17 protein-coding genes are annotated in these 17,300 nt (G+C 61.1%); 6 read left to right on the top strand and 11 right to left on the bottom strand.

Features of this window, described 5'->3' with window-relative positions:
* Positions 1-3 precede the first annotated feature (3 nt).
* Together JOE33_RS02295 and JOE33_RS02290 are read left to right on the top strand one after the other, a co-directional pair.
* Entirely contained in the window at positions 4-2,220 is a 2,217-nt protein-coding gene (locus JOE33_RS02295; protein ID WP_187625875.1) for a xanthine dehydrogenase family protein molybdopterin-binding subunit, read from the top strand.
* A gap of 2 nt (positions 2,221-2,222) precedes the next feature.
* Positions 2,223-3,191 carry an XdhC family protein gene (locus JOE33_RS02290; protein ID WP_187625876.1) on the top strand — a complete coding sequence of 323 codons (969 nt, stop codon included), beginning with the start codon at positions 2,223-2,225 and terminating at the stop codon, positions 3,189-3,191.
* Here the strand turns inward: JOE33_RS02290 and JOE33_RS02285 are convergent.
* Complete coding sequence (locus JOE33_RS02285) at positions 3,172-3,795, bottom strand: nucleotidyltransferase family protein (protein ID WP_187625877.1); 624 nt, start codon at positions 3,793-3,795, stop codon at positions 3,172-3,174. The genes JOE33_RS02290 and JOE33_RS02285 overlap by 20 nt on opposite strands.
* A gap of 140 nt (positions 3,796-3,935) precedes the next feature.
* On the opposite strand from JOE33_RS02285, the gene JOE33_RS02280 reads away from it, so the two are divergent.
* Positions 3,936-4,520, top strand: coding sequence for a flavin reductase family protein (locus tag JOE33_RS02280; RefSeq protein WP_003410134.1), 585 nt, complete (start codon positions 3,936-3,938; stop codon positions 4,518-4,520).
* A gap of 475 nt (positions 4,521-4,995) precedes the next feature.
* Here the strand turns inward: JOE33_RS02280 and JOE33_RS02275 are convergent, their stop codons facing one another.
* Positions 4,996-6,387, bottom strand: a complete 1,392-nt coding sequence (locus tag JOE33_RS02275) for an aldehyde dehydrogenase family protein (RefSeq protein ID WP_187625878.1) — start codon at positions 6,385-6,387, stop codon at positions 4,996-4,998.
* Positions 6,388-6,488: 101 nt separating this feature from the next.
* Here JOE33_RS02275 and JOE33_RS02270 point away from each other — a divergent pair, with 101 nt between their 5' ends.
* Positions 6,489-7,367 carry a LysR family transcriptional regulator gene (locus JOE33_RS02270; protein ID WP_032613950.1) on the top strand — a complete coding sequence of 293 codons (879 nt, stop codon included), beginning with the start codon at positions 6,489-6,491 and terminating at the stop codon, positions 7,365-7,367.
* A 5-nt stretch (positions 7,368-7,372) separates the two neighbouring features.
* Here the strand turns inward: JOE33_RS02270 and JOE33_RS02265 are convergent, their stop codons facing one another.
* The gene (locus JOE33_RS02265; protein WP_163023532.1) at positions 7,373-8,467 is read right to left on the bottom strand and encodes a tartrate dehydrogenase; all 1,095 of its coding nucleotides are present in this window, start codon (positions 8,465-8,467) and stop codon (positions 7,373-7,375) included.
* Positions 8,468-8,591: 124 nt separating this feature from the next.
* On the opposite strand from JOE33_RS02265, the gene JOE33_RS02260 reads away from it, so the two are divergent.
* Positions 8,592-9,506: a LysR substrate-binding domain-containing protein gene (locus JOE33_RS02260; protein WP_054992869.1), complete on the top strand. Its 915-nt coding sequence runs from the start codon at positions 8,592-8,594 to the stop codon at positions 9,504-9,506.
* Between the two features lie 16 nt (positions 9,507-9,522).
* Here the strand turns inward: JOE33_RS02260 and JOE33_RS02255 are convergent, their stop codons facing one another.
* The 5 genes from JOE33_RS02255 to ribBA form a co-directional block, all read right to left on the bottom strand.
* Positions 9,523-10,677, bottom strand: a complete 1,155-nt coding sequence (locus JOE33_RS02255; protein WP_187625879.1) for an ABC transporter ATP-binding protein — start codon at positions 10,675-10,677, stop codon at positions 9,523-9,525.
* Complete coding sequence (locus tag JOE33_RS02250; RefSeq protein ID WP_187625880.1) at positions 10,674-11,489, bottom strand: ABC transporter permease; 816 nt, start codon at positions 11,487-11,489, stop codon at positions 10,674-10,676. Before JOE33_RS02250 ends, JOE33_RS02255 begins: the two co-directional genes overlap by 4 nt.
* Positions 11,490-11,495: 6 nt before the next feature.
* Entirely contained in the window at positions 11,496-12,452 is a 957-nt protein-coding gene (locus tag JOE33_RS02245; RefSeq protein WP_187625881.1) for an ABC transporter permease, read from the bottom strand.
* Positions 12,437-13,462: an ABC transporter substrate-binding protein gene (locus JOE33_RS02240; protein WP_032613960.1), complete on the bottom strand. Its 1,026-nt coding sequence runs from the start codon at positions 13,460-13,462 to the stop codon at positions 12,437-12,439. Before JOE33_RS02240 ends, JOE33_RS02245 begins: the two co-directional genes overlap by 16 nt.
* A 290-nt stretch (positions 13,463-13,752) precedes the next feature.
* A complete protein-coding gene (ribBA, locus tag JOE33_RS02235) occupies positions 13,753-14,862 on the bottom strand; it encodes a bifunctional 3,4-dihydroxy-2-butanone-4-phosphate synthase/GTP cyclohydrolase II (protein ID WP_122578376.1) in 1,110 nt (369 codons plus the stop codon).
* Positions 14,863-14,955: 93 nt separating this feature from the next.
* On the opposite strand from ribBA, the gene JOE33_RS02230 reads away from it, so the two are divergent.
* Complete coding sequence (locus JOE33_RS02230) at positions 14,956-15,246, top strand: DUF1330 domain-containing protein (RefSeq protein ID WP_010429955.1); 291 nt, start codon at positions 14,956-14,958, stop codon at positions 15,244-15,246.
* Positions 15,247-15,320: 74 nt separating this feature from the next.
* Here the strand turns inward: JOE33_RS02230 and JOE33_RS02225 are convergent, their stop codons facing one another.
* The 3 genes from JOE33_RS02225 to JOE33_RS02215 all read right to left on the bottom strand — a co-directional run bounded on the left by JOE33_RS02225 (position 15,321) and on the right by JOE33_RS02215 (position 17,299).
* Positions 15,321-15,884 (bottom strand): NUDIX hydrolase, encoded by a 564-nt coding sequence (locus tag JOE33_RS02225; protein WP_122693925.1) that lies wholly within the window; start codon positions 15,882-15,884, stop codon positions 15,321-15,323.
* A gap of 1 nt (position 15,885) precedes the next feature.
* Positions 15,886-16,638 (bottom strand): GntR family transcriptional regulator, encoded by a 753-nt coding sequence (locus JOE33_RS02220; protein WP_003410157.1) that lies wholly within the window; start codon positions 16,636-16,638, stop codon positions 15,886-15,888.
* A 175-nt stretch (positions 16,639-16,813) separates the two neighbouring features.
* Positions 16,814-17,299: a flavin reductase family protein gene (locus tag JOE33_RS02215; RefSeq protein ID WP_010429960.1), complete on the bottom strand. Its 486-nt coding sequence runs from the start codon at positions 17,297-17,299 to the stop codon at positions 16,814-16,816.
* Position 17,300: the final 1 nt, after the last annotated feature.

Below are 17,300 nucleotides of genomic sequence, written 5' to 3'. Positions count from 1 at the left end.
CTCATGAGCGAAAACATCATTGGTGTGCCGCAGCGTCGTATCGACGGCGGCAAGAAAGTCAGTGGTCAGGCGCGCTATGCCGCAGACCATCCGATGGGCAAGATGCTTTACGCCTATGGCGTCTACAGCACTATCGCCAACGGGCGTGTAGTGGCGATAAAGGATCAGCAGGCCAAGGCGATGCCTGGCGTGGTCGATATCTTTCATCATGACAACTTCCCCTCGTTGCACCGTACTCCGAACACCAAGCTGAGCTTTGCCAAGATGCTCTCGGCCAGCAAGGCAGACGAGCATCGCCTGCCGTTCGAGGATGACCGTGTCTACTACCCAGGCCAGTTCGTGGCCCTGGTGGTGGCCGAGAGCTTCGAGCAGGCGAGGGCGGCGGCCTATCGCGTGACGGTTGATTACGACGAGCGTCCGGCGGTCAAGGACCTTGACGAGGGTATGCGTGTCAATGGCGCCCGCGATGGCGGTGCAGGGCACAATCGAGGCAACCCGGACAGCGCCTTCGTCGGCGCAAAAGTGAAAGTCGATCAGACCTACACCACACCGGTTGAAGTGCACAACCCGATGGAAATGCACGCCAGTACCGCGTGGTGGCAGGACGGCAAGCTGTTTGTCTATGAAAGCACCCAGGGCGTGGTCAACCACCGCAACCTGTTGGCCAACGTCTTTGACCTTTCCCCCGACCGTGTGGAAGTGCGCGCGCCCTTCATTGGCTCGGGCTTTGGCGGCAAGCTGTGGCCGTGGCCGCATTCGGTCGCAGCCTGCGCCGCTGCCAAAGTCACCGGGCGCCCGGTGCAACTGGTGTTGCCGCGTGCGCAGATGTTCACCACCGTCGGCCACCGCCCGGAAACTCGCCAGCGCCTGCGTCTGGCCACTGATGCGAGCGGCAAGCTGGTGTCGATTCGTCACGAGTCGTTCAACAACACCTCGATGCTCGATGACTACACCGAAAACTGCGGTGGCGTGACCAAGAGTCTGTATGCCTGCGATAACGTGCTGGTCAGCCACAAGATCAGCCCCATCAACCGCGGCACGCCGACCTCCATGCGTGCGCCGGGTGCGGCACCGGGCCTGTTTGCACTGGAGTCGGCCATTGATGAAATGGCCTTGGCCAGTGGCATGGACCCTTTGGCATTCCGCAAGCTGAACCTCTCTGACAAGGATCAGAGCGCAGGCCTGCCGTGGTCCAGCAATCACTTGCCTGAAGCCATCGACAAGGCAGCCGAGCGGTTTGGCTGGCACGCGCGCAAGGCCGACGTCGGTTCGATGCGCGAAGGCGATGAAATCATTGGCTACGGCATGGGCGCCTGCAACTGGGAAGCCTATCAGGTGCCCACCGATGCGCGGGTTATTCTGCGTTCCGACGGCACGGCGCTGGCTCAGTGCGGCTTGCAGGACATCGGCACCGGCACCTACACCATCGTCGCGCAGACCGTCAGCCAGTTGACCGGCATTCCCATGGAGCGTGTTGAAGTGGAACTGGGCAGCTCTTCCTTCCCGGCAGGCCCGGTGTCCGGTGGCTCCTGGGTCACCGCCAGCGTGATGCCGGCGATTGCCGGCGCCACCCGCGAAGCTTTGCAGAAGCTGCGCCAGTACGCCGTCAGCAAGGATGCAGTGTTCGCCGGACAGGACGCCGAAGCGATCAAGGTCGAGAACGGTCAACTGGTCATGGGCGAGCAGCGTGCGAGCTTCGTCGATGTGCTGAACGGTCAACGTCTGTCGCGTGCCGAGGGCACTTTCCAGAGCGGCATGCCTGAATCGGGCAAGTACTCATTCCGCTCGTTCGGTGTGCATTTTGTCGAGGTGCGCTGGGATCCTGGTATTTCCAGCCTGCGCGTCTCGCGGGTGGTCAGCGCCATTGATGTGGGCAAAGTGGTCAACCCGCTGGCGGCACGCAATCAGGTGGAAGGCGCGATTGTGATGGGCATCGGCATGGCCTTGTTCGAGGCCGGTGAATACGATCCTCGCAGCGGCATGCCGGTCAATAACAATTACGCCGAGTACGTGGTGCCGGTGCATGCCGATCAACCGGACATCGACGTCCTGTTGCTCGATTATCCGGACTACAACCTGGGTGAATTCGGCGCACGAGGCATCGGCGAGATCGGTGTAACCGGGCTGGCCGCTGCGGTGGCCAACGCGGTGTATCACGCGACGGGCAAACGCGTGCGCAGCCTGCCGATCAGCAAGGAAAAACTGATGGCAGGGTTGTAGTCATGAAACAGCTTGATTTGCAGGTTGTACAACAGGCGCGTGACTGGCTGGCCAGCGGCAAGCCCGTCTGGCTGTGCACGGTTCTTTCCACATTCGGCTCGGCCCCGCGCGGGCCGGGAGCGATGCTGGTGGCGCTGGGCAGCGGCGAGCATCGCGGCTCTCTGTCCGGTGGTTGCGTGGAAGAGGATTTTCTAGAGCGCGTCGCTGCGGGGCAGTTCGAGCCAGTCAATCAGGTGGTTCGCTACGGCGACGGCGGCTTCGCGCCAACGCGGGCCCTACCGTGCGGCGGTGTGCTGGATGTGTTGATTGAGTTCATCGCGTCAGGCCCTGAAGCCGATGCACATCTGGCCGCCATCGAGCAGGCGCTGGCCGGGCGCGAACTGGTCAGCAGGCAGGTGCACCTGGGCGGTGTGCAGAGAGAGATCGGGACTGCGACGATGGGCGAGTCGCGGGTGCAGATCGATGGCGAGCGCATCAGCATCCGCATGGGCGCTGTGTATCGCGTGCTGCTTGCCGGGCTGTCGCCGGTAGCAGAGTTCTGCGCCAGTTTTGCCGTTGCGATGGGCTATGAGGTCATCGTCTGTGACCCTCGTGTCGAGGTCACCTCAGGGTTTTCAATGCCGGGTGTCGAGGTGCGCGGCGTGCTGCCTGCGGTGTTTATTGCCGAGGGCGGCTGCCACAGTTCGACGGCCGTACTGGCGCTGACGCACGATCCGAAGCTTGACGATCTGAGCATGCTCGAGGCGGTACGTACCGAGGCGTTCTACATAGGCGCGATGGGCTCGATGCGCACCAGCAGTAAACGTCTGGAGCGTCTGGGGCGGATTGGCGGGCTCGACGCTCAGGTACTGGACCGGATTCATGCGCCCATCGGCCTGAATCTGGGCAGCAAGACTCCTTCCGAGATCGCCATTGCGGTGATGGCTGACATCCTGCGGGTGGCCAATGGTGTCAGTCGCGCCGAAGTGTGAGGTGTTGCCGGCAGGCTTCTGCCAGCGCTGACGGGGTGTCTGCGTCGCGCAGGATGCCAGGGTCATCGCAATGCAGTACGTCACACGCCTCCGGGTTGTCGATGATCAGGGCCTTCGCGCCCTGATCGCCTTCCAGCTTCAGCAGCGCTGGCCAGAATTGTCTGCCGATGATCACCGGGTGGCCGCGCTGGCCCTCATACATGAGCAGGGCGATGCGCTGAGGATCGGCCATTCCGGCCAGTTCATGCAGGGTCTGCGGCTGTATCCAGGGCATGTCCGCGAGGACAATGGCAAGCGCATCGGCAGAGGAGTCCATCACTGCCGCAACCGCGCTGGCCAGGCTATGGCCCATGCCCAGTTCGGCGTGTTCACTGCGGATAATCATGACGTTCGAGGCAATCCCCAATGCATCCGCTTGGTCATCAGGGCGCAATACCACAGCGGTTTTGCCAAATGCGTTTTGCGCGTTTTCCAGGCTTGCAGTCAGCAGGGTCCGCCCGCAGGGCAGAAGCGCCTGCCGTTTGTCACCGGCAAAGCGCCTGCTGCGGCCCGCTGCGAGGACCAGGGCGAACACTTCGGGTATCTGGCTGTCTATCCTGCTCAATCCGAAACCTTATGAGTGGGTGAAAGGAGAGGACGCGCGCGGCTTGCTTGGCGCAACCTGCAGTTCTGCTGATGTACGCACAATGCCTTATTTCGCTGCCTTGCCGGTAGCGGCACGAATCATGTTTTCGAGGGTTTCAAGTGGACAATCATATTCGTCCTGTCGAGCTGGAAAAAGCCTACCGTTTGCTCAACCACGGGCCGACTGTGCTGGTCTCATCCAGCCACGAGGGCACGCACAACGTCATGGCTGCGGCCTGGGCCTGCGCGCTGGATTTCTCGCCACCGAAGGTGACGCTGGTGATCGACAAGATGACCAAGACCCGTGGGCTGGTGGAGAAAAGCGGCTACTTTGCCTTGCAGGTGCCCAATCTGGATCAATTACAGATGACCTTCGACGTCGGCACCCAGAGCAAGGTCTTCACCCCGGACAAGCTGGACAAGGCCAACGTGGACCTGTTCCGCATCGACGGTCACGACTCGCCGCTGGTCGCAGGCTGCTCGGCGTGGCTGATCTGCAAAGTCATTCCCGAGCCGCACAATCAGCAGACCTACGACCTGTTCATCGGCGAAGTCGTCGGCGCCTGGGCCGATACCCGTGTGTTCAAAGACGGGCACTGGGAATTTGAAAAAGCCGATCCGAAATGGCGCAGCCTGCATTACGTCGCGGGTGGGCATTTCTACACGATCGGTGAGCCTGCGGTGGTGGAAACGGGCGACGAATAATCGCGATGTCTGACTCTGACGATCTTCGCCGACCGTACGGGCCTCTTCGTGAGCAAGCTCACTCCCACTCCCCGATACACACCGGCTCCCGTGGATGCCAGCTCACTCACTCACTCCCACACACCGCTCACGTGGGAGCGAGCTTGCTCGCGAAGGCAGACTGACTGACCAGCAAATACCCAGCGGCTGCACCAATCTCTTCTGAGCAAGCTCACTCACTCCTATACACATGGCTCTTGTGGGAGCGAGCTTGCTCGCGAAGGCGGACTGACTGATCAGCAGATACCCAGAGGCTGCACCAATCTCTTCTGAGCAAGCTCACTCACTGCATACACATTGCTCCCGCGTGAGCGAGCGTGCTCGCGAAGGCAGATTGACTGATCAGCAGATATCCAGCGGCTGCACCAGCCTCTTCGTGAGCAATGCGGATCGCAGCGCTGGTCAGTCCTGCAACGGCTGTTTACCTGCTGGACCCTCAGTGACGATCCCGCCACACGGTCTGCGCATTGCAGAACTCGCGTACACCGAAGTGCGACAGCTCACGGCCAAAGCCGCTTTTCTTCACACCGCCGAAGGTTACGCGCGGGTCTGAAGCGCTGTAGCCGTTGATGAACACACCACCTGTTTCCAGTTCCTCGGTCATGCGCTCGGCCAGTTGCAGGTCGCGGGTATAAATCGTCGCGGTCAGGCCGAAGTCACTGTCATTGGCCAGCTCCAGGGCGTGCTGCGCGTCGCGTGCGGTGATGATCGACGCAACCGGCCCGAACAGCTCCTGCCTGAACGAGGTCATCCGGTCGGTAACGTCACCGAGCACGGTCGGTTGATAATAATTGCCCTGGCCTTCCGCCTTTTTGCCGCCTAGCAGTAGGGTGGCGCCTTCGGCGAGCGTGTCCTGCACTTGAGTATCCAGCTCGTCGCGCAGATCGAAGCGCGCCATGGGGCCAATGTAGGTTTCGCTGGAGAGGGGATCGCCCGTCACCAGTCGACGCGTTTGCTCGACGAACCGGCGGGTGAACTCCTCGACCACACCTTGCTCGATGATCAGCCGCTTGGCCGCTGCGCAGACCTGCCCGGTGTTCTGGAAGCGGCCAATCACCGCTGCCTTCACAGCCTGATCCAGATCTGCGTCATTGAGCACGATGAACGGGTCGGAGCCGCCCAGTTCCAGCACGCACTTCTTCAGTGCCGCACCGGCCTGCGCGCCGATGGCCTGGCCGGCACGCACGCTGCCGGTCAGGGTGACCGCTGCGATGCGCGGGTCGGCAATGGCGTTTGAAACGCCTTCCGGGGTCACGTTGATGACTTCGAACACACCCTCCGGGAAGCCGGCACGCTTGAACGCGTCGAGCATCAGGTAAGCGCAACCCATTACGTTGGGCGCGTGCTTGAGCACGTAGGTATTGCCAGCCAGTAGGGTCGGAATCGCGCCGCGCAGCACTTGCCAGATCGGGAAATTCCATGGCATTACCGCGAGAACGGGGCCCAGCGGACGGTACTCGATACGCGCCTTGTCATTCTCGACCTGCGTCGCTTCGGCCGCCAGCATCGCCGGGCCTTGCGCCGCGTACCAGTCGCACAACTGCGCGCATTTTTCGACCTCGCCTTTGGCCTGGGTGACGGGCTTGCCCATTTCCTGGCTGATCATGCGTGCGATGTTTTCGACGTCATCGCGCAGGGCCTGACCCATGGCGACGATCAGTTGTGCACGTTGCTGAACCGGTGTGCGCTTCCAGCCTGCAAAACCGGCAGCCGCTCGCGACAGGCTGTGATCCAGCGCAGCGGCGGATTCGAACGCGTAGTGGCCGATCTGCTCGCCGGTGGCAGGGTTGATCGAGATTGCATGGGTGTTGCTGGTGACAGTAGTCATTGCGCCATCCTGTTGAGGTGGAAGTGGCACCAGAATATAGGCGTGCAATGCTTTCTAAAACTGAATAATAATGATCGTAACGTTCATGTTTGGAGAATGATATGGATCTGGTTCAGCTGGAGATCTTCAAGGCGGTGGCTGAACACGGCAGCATCAGCGTCGCCGCTCAGCACATCCATCGAGTGCCCTCGAACCTGACCACGCGCATCAAGCAACTGGAGCAGGACCTGGGCGTCGACCTGTTCATTCGCGAGAAGCACCGCTTGCGCCTGTCTCCCGCCGGCTGGAATTTTCTCGACTACACTCGACGTATCCTGGATCTGGTGCAGGAAGCGCGCTCGGCCGTTTCCGGCGAGGAGCCACAGGGACCTTTTGCCTTGGGATCGCTGGAAAGCACGGCTGCGGTCAGAATTCCTGCGCTGCTGGCCGCCTACAACCAGCAGAACGCCAAGGTCGAACTGGACCTTTCCACCGGCCCGTCCGGAACCATGATCGACGGCGTGCTGGCCGGTCGGCTGGTCGCTGCCTTCGTCGACGGGCCGGTGCAGCATCCATCGCTCGAGGGTGTGCCAGTCTTCGAAGAAGAAATGGTCATCATCGCGCCGCTCAATCATGCGCCGGTCAAGCGCGGGCGCGATGTCAGCGGAGAGAGTATCTATGCGTTTCGTGCCAACTGCTCGTACCGCCATCACTTTGAACGCTGGTTCACTGAAGACGCGGCAGTGCCGGGCAAGATCCACGAAATGGAGTCCTACCACGGCATGCTCGCCTGCGTCAGCGCCGGTGCCGGGCTGGCGCTGATGCCGCGCAGCATGCTGGAAAGTATGCCCGGCTGTGCCACCGTCAGTATCTGGCCGCTGTCCGAGAAGTTTCGCTATCTGCACACCTGGCTGATCTGGCGACGCGGCACGGTGTCGCGCAGCCTGACTCGCTTTGTCGAGTTGCTGGAACAGCGCAGCGAGCCAGCGAACGTTGAGTAAAACACTTAACGGACTGCAGAAACCCGCTCGGCAATCGCCGCACCGACTTGCTGAGTCGAAAGCATGCCGCCCAGATCCGGTGTGACGTCGCCGTTGGCGATCACTTGCTCGATGGCCGTGATAATCTCGTCATGGGCCGCGGTGAAGCGTTGGTCGCCCTGGCCGAGGAATTCGAGCATGAGTGCACCCGACCAGATCATGGCGATCGGGTTGGCGATGTTCTTGCCGAAGATGTCCGGGGCCGAGCCGTGAACCGGTTCGAACAGCGACGGGAAGTGGCGCTCGGGATTGAGGTTGGCTGACGGCGCAATGCCGATGGTGCCTGCGCAGGCCGGGCCGAGGTCGCTGAGGATGTCGCCGAACAGGTTGGACGCCACTACCACGTCGAAGCGTTCTGGTTGCAGCACGAAACGGGCGCAGAGAATGTCGATGTGTTGCTTGTCCCAACTGATGCCGGGGTACTGGCTGGCCATCGCTTCGGTGCGCTTGTCCCAGTACGGCATGCTGATGGCCATGCCATTGGATTTGGTCGCCGAGGTCACGTGCTTGCGCTCGCGTTTGCTGGCCATCTCGAAGGCGAACTTGAGAATGCGATCGACACCGCGACGGGTGAACACCGATTCCTGCAACACGAATTCGTTCTCAGTGTTTTCGAACATGATCCCGCCCAGCGACGAGTATTCACCTTCGGTGTTTTCCCGGACCACGACAAAGTCGATGTCGCCCGGTTCGCGATTGGCCAGCGGGCAGGGGACGCCGGGAAACAGCCGCACCGGACGGATATTCGCGTACTGGTCGAATTCGCGGCGAAACTTGAGCAGCGAGCCCCACAGCGAGATGTGATCCGGGACCTTTTCCGGCCAGCCGACGGCGCCGAAGAAGATCGAGTCAAAGCCTTTGAGCTGTTCGAACCAGTCGTCCGGCATCATCTTGCCGTGTTTCAGGTAGTAATCGCAGCTGGCCCATTCGAAGTATTCGAACTCCAGTTCCAGCCCGTGCCGTGCGGCGGCGGCCTGCACCACGCGTACACCTTCAGGCAGCACTTCCAGGCCGATGCCGTCACCAGCGATGGCAGCAATACGCAGTTTCTTGTTGTTCATGGCGGCGCTCTCTATGAATCCATCCATTACGGATGGGCGATGAATGAGTTGCACAGGCCATCCATGCTATAAGCGCACGATATAAAGATAATCAGCTGATTAATGGACTGAGAAAACACGAATCGTGAATAAATACCCCAGCCTCGATGATTTGAATGTGTTCGTTCATGTGGCCCGGCGTTCAAGTTTCGTCGGGGCTGCGGACGAGCTGGGCATGTCCGCTGCCTATGTCAGCAAGCGCATCCGTTTGCTGGAGCAGGGCATGGGTGTGGTGTTGCTGCACCGCTCGACCCGGCAGGTGTCGATTACCGAAGATGGCGAGCGCGTCTACGAGTGGGCCAGAGGCATGCTTGATTCAGTGCAGCAGATGGGCGACGAAGTGGCTGCCCTGCATGGCGAGCCGAGTGGCTTGTTGCGGGTCGTCAGCAGCCAGGGCTTTGGCCGCCGTTTCGTCGCGCCTGCGTTGTCGGAACTGGCCGCGCGTTATCCGAAGCTGGATATCCGTCTGGACATTCAGGACCGGTTGGTCGATCTGGTCGAGGAGGGCGTCGATCTGGATATCCGCGTCGGCAACGAAATCGCCCCGCAGCTGCGCGCCAGGCATCTGGCCAGCAACTGGCGTGTTCTGTGCGCGAGCCCCGTCTACCTCAACCGTCATGGCACGCCGCTTAATCTTGGCGAGCTGGCCAATCATGATTGCCTGGTGATCAAGGAGCGCGACCGGCCGTTCGGCATCTGGCACCTCAACGGGCCGCAGGGTGCCGAAACCGTCAAGGTGACCGGCAGCCTGTCCACCAACCACGGCGAAATCGCCCGCCAGTGGTGCCTGGACGGGCGCGGGGTGTTACTGCGTTCGCTGTGGGATGTGCGCACTGACCTGGCCGAGGGCCGGCTGGTTCAGGTGTTGCCGGATTACCGTCAGGATGCAGACATCTGGGCGGTGCATACGTCACCGCTGATGAGTTCGGCCAAGGTCCGCGTCACGGTGGAGTTTCTGCGCGACTACCTTGCCCTGCATCCTTCGCCCGTCAACCACTGAGGCACGCAATGCGCCGTCAGTGGGTGCCAGCTGCCTTGTTCAGGTCGCTGTCTGTCCACTCGGTGTAGATGCAGGCGTCGGCAGCGGCCCAGCGCACGCGCATCGGGTCGCCCACCTTGAGCGACATGCCGTTCGCGGAAAGCGCTTTGACGGTCATGGCAGTGCCTCCTGCAGTAACCACCGAGCACGTCTGGCTCTCGCCGAGGAAAAGCACTTCATGGACCGTGGCGTTGACCTCGTTCCAGCCTGCTTCGAGCGGCATGGCCGCTGCCTGGGACACGCTCAGTGCCTGGGCTTTCTCCGGGCGCACCATCAGCAGCACGTCCTGATCGGTCTTCAGCCCTGCGGTCAGGCGAATCGCCAGTGTGCTGCCTTCGAACGTCGCCACGGCATTGCCCTGGGCCTTGAGCCTGAGGAAGTTCGAGTTGCCGAGAAACGAGGCGACGAAGGCATTCGGCGGGTCCTGATACAGGTCATAGCCCGAGCCCAGACCGACGATCTTGCCATGGCTGAAGATGGCGATGCGCTGTGACAGGCGCATGGCTTCTTCCTGGTCGTGGGTCACGTAGACGATGGTGATGCCCAGTCGGCGATGCAACTGGCGCAGTTCGTCCTGCAGGTCTTCGCGCAGTTTCTTGTCCAGTGCGCCCAGCGGCTCGTCCATCAGCAGGATGCGCGGCTCGTAAACCAGTGCCCTGGCGATGGCAACCCGCTGCTGCTGGCCGCCTGACAGTTGCGACGGGCGACGATGAGCGAAGGCTTCCAGCTGAACCAGCTTGAGCATCGCATCGACTTTCTTCTCGCGCTCGGCCGCAGGCAATTTGCGGATCGCCAGCGGGAAGGCAATGTTGTCGCGTACCGACAGGTGCGGGAACAGCGAGTAGCGCTGGAACACCATGCCGATGTCACGCTTGTGCGGCGGTACATTCACCAGCGATTTGCCGCCCACCAGAATCTCGCCCGAGCTGGGTGTTTCGAAGCCGGCAAGCATCGACAGCGTAGTGCTTTTCCCCGAGCCGCTGGAGCCCAGGAAGGTCAGGAATTCGCCGTCCTGGATGTCCAGGGAAATGTCGTCGACGGCGGCGAAATTTCCGTAGTGCTTGTTCAGATTACACAGGCTGACCAGTGTGTTCTGTTGCTGATGGGCGGGGTCTTTGATCACGGCACTCATGAAGTACTCCTGGCTTCGTTGCGGCGACGCAGGGTCGCGGCGATGAACATGATCAGCACCGACAGGGCGATCAGCAGCGTTGAGGCGACGGCGATGACCGGCGTCAGGTCCTGACGCAGGGTGGTCCACATTTTCACGGGAAGGGTTTGCAGGGTCGGGCTGGCCATCATCACGCTCAACACCACTTCGTCCCACGACACCAGGAACGCGAACAGCGCACCGGCCATCATGCCCGGGCGGATGCCGGGAAAGGTCACCTTGTAGATGGCCTGCAAGCGAGAAGCGCCGCAGATGACCGCGGCGTCCTCGATGGACTGATCGAACAGCTTCAGCGAATTGATGATCGAGATGATGGTGAACGGCAAGGCGACAATCACATGGCTGACGACGAAGGAAAACAGCGTGCCGGTGTAACCGAGCTTGAGAAACAGCGCGTAGACCGCGACGGCGATGATCACCAGCGGCACGATCATCGGCAGTGTGAATACGCCATACAGAAAGTCACGCCCCGGGAACCGGCCGCGCACCAGTGCGAACGCAGTGGGCAGGCCCAGCGCCACCGAGGCGAGGGTGGTCAGGATCGCGACCTTGAAGCTGGACATGGCCGCAGCCATCCAGTCCGGGTTGGAAAAAAACTGCTGATACCACTTCAGCGTCCAGCCGGGCGGTGGAAACACCAGCCACTGCGACGAACCGAACGACAGAAGGACGATGAACAGGATCGGCAGCAACAGGAACAGCGCGATCAGGCCGGTGGTCAGGTACAGGCCCGTACGCAAGCCGGAGCTCATGGCATTGGGTGTCAGGAGCATGGCGGTTTACCTCGCGTTGCTGGCGCCGACCGGTGATTCCGGCTGGAGCTTCAGGTAGAAGTAGAACAGCACCAGCGTGATCAGCACCAGCAACGCAGCGGCGGCACTGGCCAGCCCCCAGTTGAGGAACGACTGCACCTGCTGGACGATGAATTCGGGCAGCATCATGTTCTGCGCGCCACCGAGCAGGGCCGGGGTGACGTAGTAACCGAGCGACATGACAAACACCATCAGGCCTCCGGAAAACAGCCCCGGGCGGCACAGTGGCAGAAACACTCTGAAGAAATTGCTCCACGGGCTGGCCCCGCAGATCGAACCCGCCTGCAGCACCATGGGATCGATGGCCTGCATGGTCGCCTGCAACGGCAGGACGATGAACGGAATCATGATGTAGCTCATGCCGATTACCACACCGGTCAGGTTATGCACCATTTCCAGCGGCTGATCGATGATGCCCATGGCCATCAAGGCCTTGTTGACAACTCCGGAGGCCTGCAACAGCACCAGCCAGGAATAGGTTCTGGCCAGCAGGCTGGTCCACATCGACAGCAGCACGATATTGAGAATCCAGCGTCCCCAGCCGCGCGGCACCAGGGTGATCACCCAGGCGAGCGGGAAGCCCAGCAGCAGGCTGAACAGCGTCACCAGACCGGCTACGGAAAAGGTATTGAGCAGCACCCGCGAGTAGGCCGAGTTGGCAAACAGTTGCTCATAGTTGCCAAGGCCCGGCACCGGTTCAAGCACGCCGCGCAGCAGCAGGGCGATCAGCGGCGCGAAGAAGAACAGTCCGAGGAAGATCAGGGCCGGAAGCAGATTACGGCTGCAGCGCCAGCGCTGTGCGAGGGAAGGGGATGGCTGCATGCCCGGCGCCTTCTGGCTGGCCGCGCCAGCGGTGCTGGAAGCACCCCCGGCCGGCATGGATTGACGAGGAGCAACCGCTGTCATTTTTACTTGACCAGCCATTCGTTCCACCGTGTCGCGATATCAGCGCCGTTCTTGGCCCAGTATGCGAAGTCGAGAGTGATTTGATCGGCAACGTGAGCGGTCGGCAGGTTAGGTGCCAGCGTAGAGTCCAGGCGCGCAACGCTCTGGGTATTGACCGGGGCATAGGCACTGAGGTTGGAGAAGTCTGCCTGACCTTTGGCGCTGGTCGCGTTGGCGATGAATTTCATCGCGGCGTCCTTGTTTTTCGCGCCCTTGGGGACGACCAGAAAATCAGCCATGACCAGGTTCTGCTTCCAGCTCACCCCCACTGGGGCGCCATCCTGTTGCAGGGCGTAGACCCGCCCGTTCCACATCTGCCCCATCGATACTTCGCCGGAAGCCAGCAGTTGCTGGGACTGCGCACCGCCGCCCCACCAGACAATGTCCTTCTTGATGGTGTCGAGTTTCTTGAAGGCGCGGTCGAGGTCCAGCGGGTAAAGCTTGTCGGGCGCTACACCATCGGCCAGCAGGGCCAGTTCCAGCACGCCGGGGCTTGGCCACTTGTACAGCGCGCGTTTGCCCGGGTAGGTCTTGGTGTCGAACATCGCGGACCAGTCCACAGGCGCCTTGGCGCCCACTTTGCTTTCGTTGTAGCCGAGCACGAAGGAGAAGAAGAACGAACCGGCGCCGTGGTCAGTCACGAAGCGTTTGTCGATCTCGTCGCGTTTGATGGCGGTGAAGTCCAGAGGCTCCAGCAGGCCTTCGCTGGCGGCGCGCAGGGCGAAGTCGGCTTCGACATCGACAACGTCCCACTGCACGTTACCGCTTTCGACCATAGCCTTGAGTTTGCCGTAGTCGGTAGGACCGTCCTGCACGACGGTGATGCCGCTGGCCTTGCTGAATGGAGCCGCCCAGGCCTCCTTCTGGAAGTCTTGCGTGGAGCCGCCCCAGCTGACGAAATTGACGCTCTCGGCGGCAATGGCGGCGACACTCGAAAAAGCCAGCACGCCGGCCGCCAGGACTGCTGTTGCACGTTTGTTCAACACCATTTTTACGCCCTCATTTGTTGTGTTTTGAGCGGGCTTTTCTTGCCCGCGTAATCGGGAGCAGTAGGTCCAATGGGCCTTGAAACCTTGTACAGGTCAGGTGCTGTTATTAGTGCTGTCCCTTGTAGGGCGCGTCTGACCAATTCTTGTATTTATGGAATGTCATATTATGGTATTCCAAACTTTCTGCAAGCGTTTTGCCCTGTCAAAACGCCTTCACGGTGGGTTTTCTGGTCAGCGCCTGTGGGTGCAGGCGGCGGATTACCGGGCTCGCGCGCTGAGCGTTTGCCTGGTCAGCCGGTAAACGGAATACTTTCAATCACTTCCAGATCGTAGCCGGTCAGCCCTGCGTATTTCAGCGGCGGGCCGAGGTGACGTAGCTTGCCGACGCCCAGGTCCTGCAAGATCTGTGCGCCCGTACCGACCTCCGAATAAATGCGTGATTGCGAGCGGGTGTATTGGCGGGGCGGCTGGGTGAGCTGCGGAATGCGCTCCAGCAGCGCCTGGGACGATTCGTGATTGGCCAGCACCACCACCACACCGTGACCTTCCTGCGCGACACGTTGCAGGGCAGCCCAGAGCGTCCAGTTTGCAGGGCCGTTGTATTCGGCACCGACCAGGTCGCGCAGCGGGTCGACAACATGCACGCGCACCAGTGTGGCGGCGTCGCGACGGATGTCGCCCATCACCATGGCCATGTGCACGCCACCTTCGATGCGGTCTTCGTAGCTGAACAGACGGAAGGTGCCGTGCACGGTCGGCAGTTCACGCTCGCCAATTCTGACGATGGTGTGTTCGGTGCTCAGGCGGTAATGGATCAGGTCGGCGATGGTGCCGATACGAATGCCGTGCTTTTTGGCGAACACTTCCAGGTCGGGTCTTCTGGCCATGCTGCCGTCATCATTCATGACTTCAACGATGACCGACGCTGGCGTGAAGCCGGCCAGCCGGGCCAGGTCGCAGCCCGCTTCGGTATGCCCGGCGCGGGTCAGCACGCCGCCGTCACGGGCGCGCAGTGGAAAGATATGGCCCGGCTGCACCAGATCTTCCGGTACTGCCTGCGGGTTGACGGCGGCCTGAACGGTACGCGCACGATCTGCCGCGCTGATGCCCGTCGTCACCCCCGTGGTCGCTTCGATGGACACCGTGAACGCGGTGGCGAATACACTGCCGTTACTGGGCACCATCTGCTCCAGGCCCAGACGCTGACAGTGCTCGTCGGTCAACGTCAGGCAGATCAGACCGCGCGCCTCGCGGGCCATGAAGCTGATTGCCTGTGGCGAACAGCAGTCGGCGGCCAGCAGCAAGTCCCCTTCGTTTTCCCGGTCTTCATCGTCGACCAGCAACACCATCTTGCCCTGGCGGTAGTCTTCAATGATGTCTTCGATGCGATCGAACGCCATAGTCAGTTCCCGGTTTTATGGGTGGATGAATCGTGGTATACCATAAGACAGAATATTTCACAGATTGCCTATCAATGAAACAGTGAGATCGCGATGAAAGCCTATTGGATTGCACACGTTGATGTGACCGACCCCCAGCAGTACAGCGAATACACCCAGCGCGCCCCTGCGGCTTTCGAGCTGTTCGGTGGCAGGTTCCTCGCGCGCGGAGGGCGTTCCGAGGCGCTGGAAGGGCGTGACACGCCGCAACGCACGGTGATTATCGAATTTGAATCCTACGAAAAGGCGGTGGCCTGTTATCGGTCGACCGAGTATCAGCATGCGATGAGCCACAGGCAGGGCGCTTCGGAAGCCGAGATCGTGATCGTCGAGGGGCAGTTTTAAGCGTTCGCTTGATCAAGCCAGAAGCGGAATCCACCACGCCTGTGACTGCTTCGTTTGCGGCTCGCTAACTGCTTTCAGCGGATAAAGTGCACCTTGCCGGTGTCGTCGTTGCCGATATAAATGCCGTAGACACCCGCCTGACGCTCTTCGATATAGCGTTCCAGTATCTGGCGGATGGCGGGGTAATAGATGCTGTCCCACGGGATGTCTTCGGGAGCGAAGAATCTGTAGTCCAGGGTTTCCGGGCCGAACTGGCCGGTGACCTCCAGCGCGATGGCGCGGAACACGATGTAGACTTCGCTGATACGCGGCACGCTGAAAATGGAGTAGGGCGAAAGGATCTCGGCGCGCACACCGGTTTCTTCCCAGACTTCACGCAGCGCCGCCTGCTCGGTGGTTTCGCCGCTTTCCATGAAACCGGCGGGCAGTGTCCAGGTGCCTGGGCGCGGCGGGATGGCGCGCTGGCAGAGCAGGTACCTGCCTTCCTGTTCGATGATGCAACCCGCGATGATCTTCGGGTTGACGTAGTGAATGTACTGACAGCCGCCACAGACCAGCCGCAGGTGCGTATCGCCCGACGGGACACGCTGAGCCAGATCAGCGCTACCGCATTGTGGGCAGAAGCGCGGCGTGGTCATTTCAGCGACCTATGCGAGGTTCTTTAAGGGCGACGGGGGCGACGATGTCGCGGACTTTGCTGTCTTCGTCCTGTTTGGATTTGAGGTATTCCAGCGCCACGCGTGCGGCGTTGCGTACGTGATCGACCGATGCCTGGTGTGCGGCCAGCGGGTCGCCGCTCTTGATGGCTTCGACCATAAGCTCCATTTCCTTGTTGCTGGCACCGCGGCGGTTTTCCTGGGATACCGAGGTGGCGCGCAGGTAGCTGATGCGCGCCTGCAACTGGCGTAGCTGGGTCGCGGCCACATGATTGCCCGAGCCTTCCAGCAATACATCGTAGAAACCCTGGACCGAGTCGATCACCTGCTGCAGCTCGCCTTCCTTGAGCGCCTGACGATTTTCCTCCAGGGCTTTTTCCAGTGCGCGAATGTCCTTGGGTTTGGCCCGCAGGGTGAACAGCTGAACGATCAGGCCTTCCAGCACGCAACGCAGTTCGTAGATGTCACATGCGTCAGCCAGCGTGATGATTGCAACACGCGGGCCCTTGGCATCGGCGAACTCGACCAGACCTTCGGATTCCAGATGGCGCAGGGCTTCGCGCACCGAGGTACGGCTCACGCCGAGGCGGTCACACAGATCACGCTCGACCAGACGATCCCCCGGCAGCAGCTGAAAGTTCATGATTGCGCTGCGCAGCTTGTCCAGCACGATCTCGCGCAGCGTGACGGGGTTGCGGTTGACCTTGAAGGTGTCGTCGAGAGGCAGGCGTTTCATCGGGTGTGCTCGGAATGGGGCTGTCAAAGTAAAAACGTGACTGGAAATAAAGTCTCGCTCATGTCGGCAGCCCGCAAACTGTGCGGGCTGCTGCATGGCCCGGACGGATGAACCCGGGTCGCGGCCGAGTTTATCACGCCCATGCCTGCAACCACCAAAACCGCCCTGCGCAGCCTCAGACGATGGCCGGCAGTGCGCCCATCTTGCCGCGGTGATAGACCATTGGTGTGACCGGTGTCGCGGGCAGGATCAGGTTTTTCACCTCGCCGACAATGATCGCGTGATCGCCGCCGTCGTATTCGCGCCACAGCTCACACTCGATGATCGCCGTAGCGTTGCTCAGCAGCGGGTTGCCCAGCTCGCTCAACTGCCACTCGATGCCCTTGGTCTTGTCCTTGCCCTTGCTGGCGAAGGCATAGGCTTCTGTCTGCTGATCGGCAGACAGCAGGTGAATCGCGAACTTTTTGCTGTCACGCAACACCGGATAAGTGTCCGATGCATAGTTGGGGCAGAACAGCACCAGTGCCGGGTCGATGGACAGCGCACTGAATGCGCTGGCGGTGATTCCGACCAGATTGCCCTCCGGGTCCAGGGTGGTGACGATCGTCACGCCCGAAGGGAATGACGCCATGACTTCTTTGTAAATACCGGGTTCTATCATC

Source organism: Pseudomonas sp. PvP027 (genome assembly GCF_017833005.1).
Lineage (GTDB): Bacteria > Pseudomonadota > Gammaproteobacteria > Pseudomonadales > Pseudomonadaceae > Aquipseudomonas > Aquipseudomonas congelans.
Note: the sequence above shows the minus strand (reverse complement) of the source record. Positions and strands in the feature narration are given on the sequence as shown.